The sequence below is a fragment of the Streptomyces griseoaurantiacus genome (assembly GCF_036189845.1).
Taxonomy (GTDB): domain Bacteria; phylum Actinomycetota; class Actinomycetes; order Streptomycetales; family Streptomycetaceae; genus Streptomyces; species Streptomyces griseoaurantiacus.
Genome location: NZ_CP108326.1, coordinates 5,931,492 through 5,943,900 on the forward strand (window position 1 = coordinate 5,931,492; position 12,409 = coordinate 5,943,900).

The 12,409-nt window shown below is 74.3% G+C and carries 11 protein-coding genes; 6 read left to right on the top strand and 5 right to left on the bottom strand.

Annotated features, from left to right (window positions below; all coding sequences use genetic code 11):
• Nucleotides 1-72: 72 nt before the first annotated feature.
• Complete coding sequence (locus OHB09_RS26295; protein WP_328922633.1) at nt 73-963, bottom strand: NmrA/HSCARG family protein; 891 nt, start codon at nt 961-963, stop codon at nt 73-75.
• A gap of 90 nt (nt 964-1,053) precedes the next feature.
• A complete protein-coding gene (locus OHB09_RS26300; protein ID WP_006142886.1) occupies nt 1,054-1,494 on the bottom strand; it encodes a MarR family winged helix-turn-helix transcriptional regulator in 441 nt (146 codons plus the stop codon).
• 161 nt (nt 1,495-1,655) lie between these two features.
• Here OHB09_RS26300 and OHB09_RS26305 point away from each other — a divergent pair, with 161 nt between their 5' ends.
• The 4 genes from OHB09_RS26305 to pip all read left to right on the top strand — a co-directional run bounded on the left by OHB09_RS26305 (nt 1,656) and on the right by pip (nt 5,657).
• Nucleotides 1,656-2,291 (top strand): response regulator, encoded by a 636-nt coding sequence (locus tag OHB09_RS26305; protein WP_191851957.1) that lies wholly within the window; start codon nt 1,656-1,658, stop codon nt 2,289-2,291.
• Nucleotides 2,292-2,435: 144 nt separating this feature from the next.
• Nucleotides 2,436-4,115, top strand: coding sequence for a carboxylesterase/lipase family protein (locus OHB09_RS26310; protein ID WP_328918378.1), 1,680 nt, complete (start codon nt 2,436-2,438; stop codon nt 4,113-4,115).
• Between the two features lie 88 nt (nt 4,116-4,203).
• Nucleotides 4,204-4,644, top strand: coding sequence for a hypothetical protein (locus OHB09_RS26315; protein ID WP_328922634.1), 441 nt, complete (start codon nt 4,204-4,206; stop codon nt 4,642-4,644).
• A gap of 41 nt (nt 4,645-4,685) precedes the next feature.
• Nucleotides 4,686-5,657 carry a prolyl aminopeptidase gene (gene pip, locus OHB09_RS26320; protein WP_191890773.1) on the top strand — a complete coding sequence of 324 codons (972 nt, stop codon included), beginning with the start codon at nt 4,686-4,688 and terminating at the stop codon, nt 5,655-5,657.
• A 69-nt stretch (nt 5,658-5,726) separates the two neighbouring features.
• On the opposite strand, the gene mmuM is transcribed toward pip, so the two are convergent.
• From mmuM to OHB09_RS26335, 3 genes are all read right to left on the bottom strand, one after another.
• On the bottom strand, nt 5,727-6,653 hold the full coding sequence (gene mmuM, locus OHB09_RS26325) for a homocysteine S-methyltransferase (RefSeq protein ID WP_328922635.1): 927 nt from the start codon (nt 6,651-6,653) through the stop codon (nt 5,727-5,729).
• 284 nt (nt 6,654-6,937) lie between these two features.
• Nucleotides 6,938-7,531 carry a TetR/AcrR family transcriptional regulator gene (locus tag OHB09_RS26330; RefSeq protein ID WP_040896531.1) on the bottom strand — a complete coding sequence of 198 codons (594 nt, stop codon included), beginning with the start codon at nt 7,529-7,531 and terminating at the stop codon, nt 6,938-6,940.
• Nucleotides 7,532-7,665: 134 nt separating this feature from the next.
• Nucleotides 7,666-8,913, bottom strand: coding sequence for an FAD-binding protein (locus tag OHB09_RS26335; protein ID WP_328922636.1), 1,248 nt, complete (start codon nt 8,911-8,913; stop codon nt 7,666-7,668).
• Nucleotides 8,914-9,063: 150 nt separating this feature from the next.
• On the opposite strand from OHB09_RS26335, the gene OHB09_RS26340 reads away from it, so the two are divergent.
• Together OHB09_RS26340 and OHB09_RS26345 are read left to right on the top strand one after the other, a co-directional pair.
• Nucleotides 9,064-10,383, top strand: coding sequence for a radical SAM protein (locus OHB09_RS26340; RefSeq protein ID WP_006142895.1), 1,320 nt, complete (start codon nt 9,064-9,066; stop codon nt 10,381-10,383).
• A gap of 284 nt (nt 10,384-10,667) precedes the next feature.
• A complete protein-coding gene (locus OHB09_RS26345; RefSeq protein WP_328922637.1) occupies nt 10,668-12,161 on the top strand; it encodes a cellulose binding domain-containing protein in 1,494 nt (497 codons plus the stop codon).
• Nucleotides 12,162-12,409 lie beyond the last annotated feature (248 nt).

Here is a 12,409-nt window from a genome sequence, read left to right on the forward strand (position 1 = left end):
CGCGTCACCGTGCCCGGAGCGCCGAGCGCCGAGCGTGGGCCGGATCGCGGGGTGTCCCCCGCGGCCGGAGGCCTAGGAACCGGCCACGCCTGAGGGCGCGCTCCAGCCGGTGGCCCGGATCCACTCGGCCAGGTCCATGGTGGCCGGCTCGATCGCGCGCACCGCTGCGAGGTCCGCCGGGTGTTCCGCCGCCTTCGCGAACTCGCGGAACATCACCCTGTCGAGGTCGGTGGGAAGCACGCTCAACGGGACGGCCTCGTACCGTGCCGGGAGCCCGGCGCGCGCACCGAACGTCGCGGCGATCCGCGGGCCCGTCAGCTCGTCGCCGACGAGTTCGACGGCTCCGCCGGGCGACTCCGCGAGGTCGAGCAGGAGCGCGGCGGCGACCCGGCCGATGTCCCTGACCGAGATCATCTTCAGGGCGACGTCCTCCGGCAGCGGCAGCCTGAACACGATCTCCCCGTGTTCCAGGCTCGGTGCCATCACACTCGTGAAGTTCTCCATGAAGGCGGTCGCGCGCACCATGGTGGCCCGCAGGCCGGACTTCCTCAGGTACTCCTCGATCGCGTGCTTCGAGTCGTGGTGCGGCACGCCCGACTCCCGGTCCGCTCCGAAGACCGAGTTGAACACGACGTGCGGGACGCCCGCCTCGACCGCCGCGTCGACGAGAGCGGTACCGATGCGGATCTCCGTCTCGACCTCCTCGAGGCTGTTCGCCTCCGGGGTCATGAAGGAGAACCCCTCGACCGCCGTCAGCGCGGGGGCCAGCGACGCCGGGTCGTCGGCCCGGACGGCCGCCAGTTCGACGCCGCGGGCGGCCAGCGCCCGGGCCCGGTCGGAGTGCGGGTCGCGGACCAGGGCCCGCACCCGCGCCTCGTGGTCCAGCAGTGCGTCGACCACCGCCCCGCCCTGCTGCCCCGTCGCGCCGAAGACCGCGATCGTGCCGGTCGTGTGTGTGCTCATGGCTGCCACCCTTCACTGGTTCATGGCGTGAATCAAATTAGTTCACGGCATGAACCTCGTCAAGGCGGGGGTGGCGGGTGCGAGGCGACCTCAGGGAGTGACGGGTGGGTTCGAGGGGGGCGAGGAGAGGTCCGAGGTGTCCACGACGGCGGTGGCCACGCGCGCGAAATCGCGCTGGTCGTCGGCGTCGAGGTTGCTCGCGATCTCGGGCAGGCGCTTGGAGATCTCGGCGTAGAGGGCCTCGGCGAGCACCTTGCCCGTGGGTGTCGCACTGAGCATGACGACCCGGCGATCCTGCTCCGAGCTCGCCCGGCCGACCAGCTCGCGCCGCGCGGTGCGGTCGACCAGCTGGCTCAAGGCGTTCTTGGTCATGCCCAGCGACGCGGCGAGGTCGGCCATCCGCCGCGGCTCGTTCCGGACCGCGCAGAGCAGCGTGGCCTGCGAGGGGGTCAGGTCGAACCCGGCACAGATCTGCGCGTACTTGCGCTGGATCACGACCGAGAGCCAGAAGAGCTTGTCGCCATAGTCCACGCCGACCTCCCCGGTCCGATGCAGGAACGATCAGTCTACTCGTCGAGGGTGGGCGGGCCGCTCCGCCGACCGGCCGCCCCCGCGGGAGGCGGAGCGGGCGCGGACCGGATCCGGTGGGAAGATACCGACCCAGCCGAGGACCCACACGAGGAGCCCGCCCGGTGAACCCCGTACGCCTGCTGCTGTGCGACGACCACGCCGTGGTCAGGGCCGGACTGCGCGCCCTGCTGTCCAGCGCCGAGGGCATCGAGGTGGTCGGCGAGGCGGGCAGCGGCGAGGAGGCGCTCGCGCTCGCCCCGCGGCTGCGGCCCGACGTCGTCCTGATGGACCTGCAACTCGGCGAGGGCATCGACGGCGTGACGGCGACCCGGGAACTCACCTCCGGCGCGGCGGTGGACCCGGCACCCCGCGTCCTCGTCCTCACCATGTTCGACACGGACGCCGACATCAGCCGGGCCGTCGAGGCGGGCGCCACGGGATACCTGCTCAAGGCCGAACGGCCGGAGGAGCTGTTCGCCGCGATCCGGGACGCGGCGGCCGGCCGCGCGGCGCTGTCACCGCCGGTCGCCGACCGGCTCCTGGCCCGGCTGCGCGATCCGCGCCCCGCGCTGTCCGCACGCGAGAGCGAGATCCTCCAGCAGTTGTCGGGCGGCCTCGGCAACCGGGAGATCGCACGGGCGCTGTTCATCAGTGAGGCCACGGTGAAGACCCATCTGCAGCGGATCTACGGCAAGTTGGGGGTGGAGACGAGGGCGGGGGCGGTCGCGGTCGCCAAGGAGCGGCGGCTGCTGCGGTAGGCCGCCCCGCACCGCGCCCCGGTACACCCCCGCCCGTTTCTGTTCCCGCGGCGCCCGTAAATCACCGCCGCCTCTGCCGTAACCGGCGCAAAATACGTGGTGAGGTGCACCGGAACCCGCCCCCGGCAGGAAGGACGCGCACGCATGGAGAACCCCGCACCCCCTGCGCACGGCCTCTCCACCGGCCCGGACCCCGTCGTGCGTACCCCGTACGGCCGGGTGCGCGGCCGCTACGAACAGGGCGTCGCCGTCTTCCGCGGCATCCCCTTCGCCGCCCCGCCCTTCGGCCCGCACCGCTTCCGGCCCCCCGTGCCGCCCGAGCCGTGGGACGGCGTCCGGGACGCCGGCGCCTACGGGCCCACCCCGCCCAAACCGCCCTACTCCGAGGCGTTCGCCCGCTTCCTCGCGGACCCGGTGGTGGCCGGCGACGACTGCCTCAACCTGAACGTGTGGACCCCGGAGCCGGGCCGGGGGGCCCGGCTCCCGGTCATGGTGTGGATCCACGGCGGCGCCCTCACCCGCGGTTCCTCCGCCGTCCCCGTCTACGACGGCACCGCCTTCGCCCGCGACGGCGTCGTCCTCGTCTCCTTCAACTACCGCCTCGGCGTGGAGGGTTACGGGCTCTTCCCGGACGCCCCGCCCAACCTCGGGCTGCACGACCAGCTCGCCGCGCTGGAATGGGTGCGCGCCTGTGCCGCGGAGTTCGGCGGCGACCCCGACCGGGTCACGGTGTTCGGCGAGTCGGCGGGAGCCATCAGCATCGGCGCGCTGCTGGCCGCGCCGCGTGCCCGGGGCCTGTTCCGGCGGGCGGTGCTGCAGAGCGGTCCGCCGGAGGTGACGGACCGGGACAAGGTGCGCCGGCTGGTGCGGCGGATGGCCGCGCGACTGGAGGTCCCCGCCACGGCCGCCGCCTTCGCCGACGTGGACCGCACCCGGCTGGCCGAGGCGCAGGCGGAGGCCGGCCGCATGGCGGGCCCCGTCCTGGGCGGCCCGGCCTTCGGCATCGTCGTCGACGGCGACCTCGTGCCCCGCGACCCGGCGGCGGCGCTGGTCGACGGTGCCGCCCGGGACGTGCCGCTGCTGATGGGGTGGACCAGCGAGGAGTACCGGCTGTGGATCGCGCCCACGGGCCTGGTCGAGCGCATCGACCGCCTCGGCCCGCTCGCCGTGGCGCTGGCGATGGCCCGCTGCCACTGCGGGCCCGAGGTGATCCGCGGCTACCGTGCCGCGCACCCGGCGGCCACGACGTCCGAGCTGATCGGCCAGATGGTGACCGACCACCTGCTCCGGGTGCCGCTGCACCGTCTGGCCGACGCACGCGCGGGCCTCGCACCGGCCGCCGGGCCCCCGCACCCGCCCGCGCCCGCCCCCGCTCCCACCACCACGACGGCCTCCGCGTCCACGTCCGCCACCTCCGCGTCCACCCACGTGTACGAGTTCGCGTGGCGCTCCAACGTCCCCGGCCTCGGCGCCTGCCACGCCCTGGAACTGGGCTTCGTCTTCGACGCGGCGGACGTCCCCGAGGCGGAACGGCTCGCCGGCCCGGACGCGCCCCGGGAACTGGCCCGGGAGATGCACACGGCCTGGGTGCGGTTCGCGGTGGACGGCGACCCCGGCTGGGCCCCCTGGGACGCCTCGCACCCCGTGCGGCTGTTCGGCGGGGAGGAGGGGCCCGTGGTGCACGGCCCGCGCGACGCGGAGATGGCCCTGTGGCAGGCGCAGTCCCGCCGCCCCGACCCGCGCCGGACGACACACCGCGTGACCCGCCCCCCGCTGCGGGTCACGGCCCCCCTGTCGGCGGTCCGCCGCTTCCGGAAGACGTGAGGCCGTCAACCGTCCGCGTTCCCGGCGGACATGAGGAGGGCGAGGGCGGCCCGGACCGTTGTCGCCGGCGGCTGCCACAATCGCCGCCATGCCACTGGCCGACTACTTCTCCGCACCCGACGACGAGGCCGCCCTCGCGGTCCCGCGCACCGAGGGAGGACCGACGCGCACCGGACACGACCCCGTCCGCCTCCGGGGCGTCGACCCGGTCCTCGCGCTCGTCCGCCTCGAAGCCGCGGTGACGGGTTGCGGCCACGAGGAGGCGGGCGCCCGTCCGTGCGGCGGACAGGTCCTGTCGGACCCGCAGGACGGCCCGCCGTTCGTGGTCGCCGTGACGGACACCCCGCGCGAGGTCCTCGCCCACGCCGGTGAGGACGACCTCGCGTGCGCCGCCGCCCAGTGGCGGGCGAGCGGCGAGCCCCCCGGCCTCACCGAGGAGACCGCGAGCGGCGCCCTCACGGCCCTGAGCACCCTCGCCCGCCGCGCCCACGACCGCGGCCACCGGCTGTACTGCTGGTGGTCCCTGTGACCCGCCGCGCCCCGGACCCCGCCGACCCCCGAAGGTGAGCCATGCGCACCCTGTTCCCCCCGATCGAGCCCCACGAGAGCGGGATGCTCGCCGTCGGCGAGGGCAACCTCGTGTACTGGGAGGTGTGCGGCAACCCGGACGGCAAGCCGGCCGTGGTCGTCCACGGCGGCCCCGGCTCGGGGTGCGGCGCCCACGCGCGCCGCTGCTTCGACCCGGACAGGTACCGCGTCGTCCTGTTCGACCAGCGCCAGTGCGGGCGCAGCCGCCCGCACGCGAGCGACCCCGCCACCGACCTGCGGCACAACACCACCCCGCACCTGATCGCCGACATGGAGCGGCTGCGCGCCCACCTGGGCATCGACCGCTGGCTGCTGTACGGGGGCTCCTGGGGCTCCACGCTGGTCCTCGCCTACGCCGAGAGGCATCCGGAGCGGGTCTCGGAGATCGTGATCCCCGCCGTCACCACCACCCGGCGCTCCGAGATCGACTGGCTCTACCGGGGCGTCGGCCGGTTCTTCCCCGAGCAGTGGGAACGCTTCCTCGCGGGCGCCCCCGGCACACCGCGGGACGGTGACGTCGTCGCGGCCTACGCGCGGCTGGTGAACCACCCGGACGTCGCCGTACGGGAGAAGGCCACCGAGGACTGGTGCGCCTGGGAGGACGCGGTCCTGTCGGGGGAGACGAACGGGGACTCCCGCCCGTTCGGCGACCGCCCCTCGGCGGCGCGGCTCGCCCTGGTGCGGATCTGCTCGCACTACTTCTCCCACGGCGCCTGGCTGGAGGAGGGCGTCCTGCTGCGCGAGGCCCACCGGCTGCGCGGCATCCCCGGCGTCCTGGTCCACGGCCGGCTCGACATGAGCGCCCCGCTCGACACCGCCTGGGAACTCGCCCGCGCCTGGCCCGAGGCGGAACTGCACGTCGTCGAGGACGCGGGCCACCTGGGCGGGGAGAGGACGCGGGACCATGTGCGCGGCGCCCTGGACCGGTTCGCCCGGCGGGGCGGGGTGCGCTGAGCCGGGCCGGGCGGGGTGCGCCGATCCCCTCGCGTCCGCGGGAGCCTCACGCGGGCCGCGGTGAGCCGGTCATGTGGCTCCCAGTGCCTCCGCGACGCCCCGCACCCCCGTCGGCCCCACCCTGCAGCAGCCGCCGATCAGACGGGCGCCCGCCCGCCGCCAGTTCCGTACCGCCTCGGGATTGAAGGTGACGGGGCCCGTCCACCCGGCGGTGTCCGCGTGCCAGGTCTCGCCGCTGTTGGGGTAGGCGACGACCGGTTTGCCGGTCACCTGCGCCGCGAGGGCCACCGCGGGCTCCACGTCCTTCGGGGCGCAGCAGTTCACGCCCACCGCGACGATCTCCTCCGCCTCCGCGGCCAGGGCGAACGCCTCCTCCAGGGGCTGCCCGGCCCGGGTGCGGGAGCCCGCGACCGTGTACGAGAGCCACGCGGGGACCCCCAGCCCCCGCACCGCCCGCAGCAGCGCCCGCGCCTCCTCGGTGTCCGGCACCGTCTCCAGGGCCAGGACGTCGGGGCGGGCGGCGGCCAGGGCCTCCAGACGGGGGCGGTGGAAATCGGCCAGTTCGTCGACGGAGAGGCCGTAGCGGCCGCGGTACTCGGAGCCGTCCGCGAGCATCGCCCCGTAGGGGCCGGCCGAGGCCGCCGTCCACAGGGGCCGCGCCACCCCGCGCTCCCGCGCCCGGCGCGCCGCCTCCCGCGCCGACTCCACGCTGTACGCGAGGAGTTCGGCCGTGCGCGCCCGGGTGAGGCCGTACCGCGCGAAGCCCTCGAAGGTGGCCTGGTAGCTCGCGGTGATCGCCACGTTCGCCCCGGCCTCGAAATAGGCCAGGTGCGCCTCCACCACGGCCTCGGGCGCCTCGGCCAGCAGCCGCGCCGACCACAGGGCATCCCCCAGATCGTGCCCGGCCGCCTCGAGCTGGTTCGACAGACCGCCGTCGAGAACGACCGTGCCGGCGGCCAGTGCCTCGGTCAGCGAGGGGCGTGTGTCACTGCTCATACGGTCCATTACACCGCACAGGCCGCATACGCCCGCCCTCGCCCGAAGTCAATATGGATCTCCCCCTACAACGAGCGGCGTCACAGCACGCATACTTCTGTTCACCGGGCAACCCAGTACCGAGAGCTGGTGAGTTCGCGTGTGCGGGACGCGGTGTCCGATACTGCGTCCGGCACCGGAGGGACCGGAGCGCGGTGTCCGTGCGACCCGCGTTCGCGTGATCCCTCCCCCCGAACCCTGGGGCGTCCCGACCGGAACCGGGGCGCCCCAGGCCGGCCCGCCGCTCAGGGCCCGGCCGCGGCGGCGGCCGTCTCCCTCGGCCAGTTCTCCAGGGCCACGTGCAGCGCGTCCACCGCCTTGTCCCAGGAGGCCCGCACGTCCCGCGGATCGGCGAAGCCGCCCGCCGCCTCCAGCGCGCAGTACCCGTGGAAGGTGGCCCGCAACAGCCTTACGGCATCGGTGAGATCGGGCTCGCCGAGGCCGTAGGCGCGCAGCATGCCGTAGGTGATCTCGGCGGTGCGGCGCATCGCGGGGGAGTCGGGGACGAGGGCGGGGTCGATCCGGATCTGCGTCGCCGCGTACCGTCCCGGATGCCGCAGCGCGTAGTCCCGGTAGGCCCCGGCGAAGGCCGCCAGCGCCTCCCGCCCGGCCCGTCCGGCCACGGCCGCGGCGATCTCGTCGATCATCTCGCCCCCGGCCAGCAGCGCGAGCCGCGTCCGCAGCTCGCGCAGGCCGCGCACATGCGCGTACAGACTGGCGTCCTTCACCCCGAAGCGCCGCGCGAGCGCGGACAGTGTGACCCCTTCGAAGCCCACTTCGTCGGCGAGCTCCGCGGCGGCCGCCACGAGCCGCTCGACACTGACCCCGGCACGGGCCATGAACACCCTTCCCACCACGCGTGACACCCTGGATGCCGAGATTACCGCCCGGCCGGGGCGAGCCTTCCCGGCCCGGCGGCAGGGCCATCCGCGGCGGGCGGCGGACGCCCGCCCCGTCCGGCCGGCGCCGGCGGTCAGCCGGCCAGTACCGCCTCCACGAAGGCGTTGCGGAAGGTGCCGGCCGGGTCGAGCTCCGCCGCGAGCGCGGCGAAGTCGGCCAGCCGCGGATAGCGGGCGCGCAGCGTCGCGGGCGCGGTGGTGAAGACCTTGCCCCAGTGCGGCCGGGCGTCGAAGCCGTCCAGGGCCGACTCCAGCCGCCGCACCACCGGCAGGACCAGTTCCGTGTCCTCCACCCATGTGAAGTGCAGCGCCACCGAGTCGCGGCCGTACGCCGGGCCGAGCCACTGGGCGTCCGCCGCGATCGTGCGCACCTCACAGGTCTGCAGGACCGGCGCGAGCACGGCGCCGATCTCCTCCACGGCGTGCAGCGCGGCCGTCGCGTGCCCCCGGGGCAGCAGGTACTCCGACTGCAGCTCCGCCCCGCTGCTGGGGACGAACTCCGCCCGGAAGTGCGGCAGCCGCTCGTGCCAGGGGCCCGGCACACCGAACTGCTCGGTGCAGTTGACCGCCGGCATGCCCGGTACCGGGTGCATCTTCTCGGTCGCCGGGGCCGCCCACGGGAAGTCCACCTCGGCCTGATCGGTGCGCCGCTTCAGCCACACCTGGCGGAACCCGGGCGCACGCCAGTCGGTGAACAGGCTCACGCTGTACGCCGAGGCCGCCACCGCCTCGTAGTCCAGCCCCTCCAGCGGCAGCTCGGTGAAGACGTGCTGTGCCACCTCGTAGTCCGGCTCCAGATCCAGGGTGAGCGCGGTCACCACGCCGAGCGCGCCCAGCGAGGTCACCATGCCGTCGAAGCGCGGGTCGTCCCGGCCGACGACCCGCGTCGAACCGTCCGCCGTGACCAGCTCGACCTCCCGGACCGCCGCGGCGAGCGGGCCGTTGGCCACGCCCGAGCCGTGGGTGCCGGTGGCCACCGAACCCGCCACGGAGATGTGCGGCAGGGAGGCCATGTTCGGCAGCGCCAGCCCGTGCGCGTGCACCACCCGCGCCAGCTCCGCGTACCGCACCCCGCCCCCGACCCGCACCGTGCGGGCCGCGGTGTCCACCGCCACCTCGGAGGGCAGGGCGTCCAGCGACAGCAGCACACCGTCCGCGCCGGGCTCGGCGATCTCGTTGAAGGAGTGCCCGCTGCCCAGCACCCGCAGCCGGGCACTGTCGGCGACGACGGCCCGCAGCGCGTCGAGCGAGCGCGGGCGGTGCAGCTCCTCGGCCGTGTAGATGATGTTGCCGGCCCAGTTGGTGACCGTGTCCCTCGTCACTGTGGTTCCTCCGGGAGAGTCCCTGCGGCGCTGGTCGCCGCCGTACGCACCTTCTCACCCGTTCCCGGCGCGCGGGGACCCGGTACCCGTGCCGGGCGAGCGGGGGCATACCGTGAGGAGTGGAACGTCCGACCAGGGAGGAGACAACGGATGGGCAGCCGCACCGCGCTGGTCGAGGATCTGCTGGAACGGTTCGCGCACGTGCCGCGCGAGGCCGTCTTCAAGGAGGACCTCCTCAGGGGCGGGGTCGCCTTCGACGCGTCCGCGCTCAGCGACAACGAGAGCGGGGACGTCAAGCCGAAGTCGTACTTCATCTTCTCCTTCGACCACGGCACCCTGCCGGAGCTGGGCGAGGCCGCGCTGCGCCGCCCCCCGGAGGAGATCATCCTCACCGGCGGCCCCTACGACCTGCGCCGCACCGTCGTCTCGGTACGGGTGAACCCCTCCTCGCCGTACCGGGTCGCCGCCGACGAGGACGGCGTGCTCGGCCTGTACCTCGACGGTGCCCGGATCGCCGACGTGGGCGTGCCCCCCATGCCGGAGTACTACCGGCACACCCTCTCCAACGGGAAGTCCGTGATGGAGGTGGCACCCACCATCCAGTGGGGCTACCTGATCTACCTCACCGTCTTCCGGGTCTGCCAGTACTTCGGCGCCAAGGAGGAGTGCCAGTACTGCGACATCAACCACAACTGGCGCCAGCACAAGGCGGCCGGCCGGCCCTACACCGGCGTCAAGGACGTCGAGGAGGTGCTGGAGGCGCTGGAGATCATCGACAAGTACGACACCCAGAGGGCCTCCACCGCCTACACCCTCACCGGCGGCGCCATCACGAAGACGGTCTCCGGCCGTGACGAGGCCGACTTCTACGGCCACTACGCCAAGGCCATCGAGGAGCGCTTCCCCGGCCGCTGGATCGGCAAGGTCGTCGCCCAGGCACTGCCCAAGCCGGACGTGCAGCGGTTCAAGGACTACGGCGTCCAGATCTACCACCCCAACTTCGAGGTGTGGGACGAGTACCTGTTCAAGATGTACTGCCCCGGCAAGGAGCGGTACGTCGGCCGTGACGAGTGGCACAGGCGGATCCTCGACTCCGCCGACGTCTTCGGCGCGCGCAACGTGATCCCGAACTTCGTCGCCGGCGTCGAGATGGCCGAGCCCTTCGGCTTCAAGACGGTCGACGAGGCGATCGCCTCGACGACGGAGGGCCTGCGCTTCTTCATGTCGCACGGCATCACGCCCCGCTTCACCACGTGGTGCCCCGAGCCGACGACCCCCCTCGGCAAGGCCAACCCGAACGGCGCGCCCCTGGAGTACCACATCCGGCTCCTGGAGGCCTACCGGCAGACGATGGAGGACTTCGGACTCTCCTCCCCGCCCGGATACGGCCCGCCCGGACCGGGCCGCGCGGTCTTCTCCGTCAGCTCCTTCATGGACAGCCTCCCGGCGGAGCGCGCACTGGAGGTCTGAGTTCCCGCCCCCGCGCGGATGAGGCGGCCGCCCCGGCTTTCCGGCCGGCGCGGCCGCCTCATCCGTGTGTGCGGTGCGCCGCGTCCGGGTGTGCGGATGTCGGCTCGACGAGGTCCCGGACGGGCGCGCGCGGGTATCCGGATGCGCCGCTTGTCTCTTGTGCGGAAAGCGTGAAAAGCTCGGGCCCTGTCGTGAGACGTCCACCAACTCCCGTATGCAAAGGGCACGTTGGCTTCGCCTGTGAGAACAGGCCACTGGACGCAGCCGTTGACGCAGGAGCCCCCATGCCCGACCTGCCGATCCCCCAGGACGCCGCCGAGGCGGCCGAGTTCACGGAGGTGTGGGACGCGGTCCTGTCCTACGCCGACCTGTGCACCTCGGGTTCGGCGGCCGGCGCGGAACTGGCGGCGGAGGCGTTCACCCGGGGCATCGGCGAGGCACGCGCCGCCGAGGCCACGGCAGGCGGCGCCGGACGCCGGACGCCGCGACTGCCCCGCATCCCGCTGCTGCTCACGGCCGTGCGCACCACCGCCGCCGAATGGGAGGCACGAGGGCTGGGCCACCGTCTCGACCCCGATCTGCGACTGTGGCTGCACGCCGAGAAGGCCGCGCGGTACACCGGACCGCCGCTGCGCCGCCCCCTCGCCCTGCGCGCGCTGCGCGACATGCAGGAACCGGACGCGGCGCTGCTGTGGCTCGCCGAGGCGGAATCGCTGCCCCTGCCGCACGTGGCCCGCCGACTGGGCCTCGACCCCTCGGCCACCGCCCGGGAACTCGACCAGGTGCGGGCCCTGTTCCGCGACCGTTGCCATCGCAACCACCTCGACGCGCCCCTGGACGCGGAGTGCCGCGCCTACGCCGGACTCCTCGACGTCGTCACCCGCACCCCCGGCACGGACACCCCCGGGGACCTCTCGCGGCACCTGGCCGTGTGCGTGGAGTGCGCCGAGGCCGCCGCTTGCCTGCGCGTCTCGGGCGGCGGCCTGCCGGCCGCGCTGACCGGCGGGGTGATCGGCTGGGGCGGACTCGCCTATCTGGAGCGGCGGCGCCGGGCGGCGGAGGCCGGACTCAGCGGCGGCCGGGTCGACGCGGCCGCCGACACCGGGCTCGCGGTCGGCACCGTCACCCGGCCCCGGATCGGCCGCACCGGCATCCTGGCCGGCGCGGTGCTCGTCTCCGCGCTGGCGCTGACCGTGTCGCTGATGCAGTCCGGCACGTCCGACGAGGGCGCCGTCGCCCGTGACACGGCAGCTGAACGGCCCGCGGCCGAGCCCTCGTTCTCCCTCCCGCCCACCACCCGTCCCTCGCCCGGCGAGGACGTCCCGGGCGCCTCTTCCACCTCCCGCCCGGCGACCGGTTCCGCCACGAGGGCCACCCAGGGCGACCGCGACCCCGAACCCCAGGGCGAGCCGTCCGGCACGGCACGGAGCGCCCGGGGGGCGGGGGAGCGCCCGGAGGCCCCCGCTACGGGGTGCGAGGTTGCGTACGAGATCGTCAACGCCTGGCCGGACGGCTTCCAGGCCACGGTCACCGTCACCTCCTCGACGGCCCTCACCGACTGGCGGGTGGGCTGGACCTTCGGCGGCGACCAGCGCGTCACCCAGGTATGGGACGCCGCGCTCACCCAGTCCGGCCCGAGGGTGACGGCCACTGCCGCCGACTACAACAAGAACGTCGCCGCCGGCGGCACCTTCGCCCTGGGTTTCCTGGGCGCCGGCAGCGGCGCCGCGCCGCACGACTTCACGCTGAACGGAGGGCGTTGCCGGGCGGCGGGGTGAGCGACGCGACGCTCGGCAGCGGCCCATGGTTCCGGCTCACCGGCCGATGTGCGGTGACCGCGCCAAAAACGTGATCACCGAGCTGGCCACGGCGCTTCCTCATGCCGTGCAGCGGCCGCGTTGCTGCCGTGTCGTGCCCGCGGAGACGTGCTGGAACGCACACCGCGGCACGCCTCGTTGCCGCCATGGTCAGCCGGCGTGCACCACGTCGAGAAAGCGCCACCTCGGCTGTTTCCCGCTCTCCTCAG

Excerpts from the sequence above, each read along its gene's own strand:
- OHB09_RS26295 (WP_328922633.1), bottom strand. The coding sequence starts at position 963 with ATGAGCACACACACGACCGGCACGATCGCGGTCTTCGGCGCGACGGGG.
- OHB09_RS26310 (WP_328918378.1), top strand. The coding sequence starts at position 2,436 with ATGGAGAACCCCGCACCCCCTGCGCACGGCCTCTCCACCGGCCCGGAC.
- OHB09_RS26315 (WP_328922634.1), top strand. The coding sequence starts at position 4,204 with ATGCCACTGGCCGACTACTTCTCCGCACCCGACGACGAGGCCGCCCTC.
- pip (WP_191890773.1), top strand. The coding sequence starts at position 4,686 with ATGCGCACCCTGTTCCCCCCGATCGAGCCCCACGAGAGCGGGATGCTC.
- mmuM (WP_328922635.1), bottom strand. The coding sequence starts at position 6,653 with ATGAGCAGTGACACACGCCCCTCGCTGACCGAGGCACTGGCCGCCGGC.
- OHB09_RS26330 (WP_040896531.1), bottom strand. The coding sequence starts at position 7,531 with ATGGCCCGTGCCGGGGTCAGTGTCGAGCGGCTCGTGGCGGCCGCCGCG.
- OHB09_RS26340 (WP_006142895.1), top strand. The coding sequence starts at position 9,064 with ATGGGCAGCCGCACCGCGCTGGTCGAGGATCTGCTGGAACGGTTCGCG.
- OHB09_RS26345 (WP_328922637.1), top strand. The coding sequence starts at position 10,668 with ATGCCCGACCTGCCGATCCCCCAGGACGCCGCCGAGGCGGCCGAGTTC.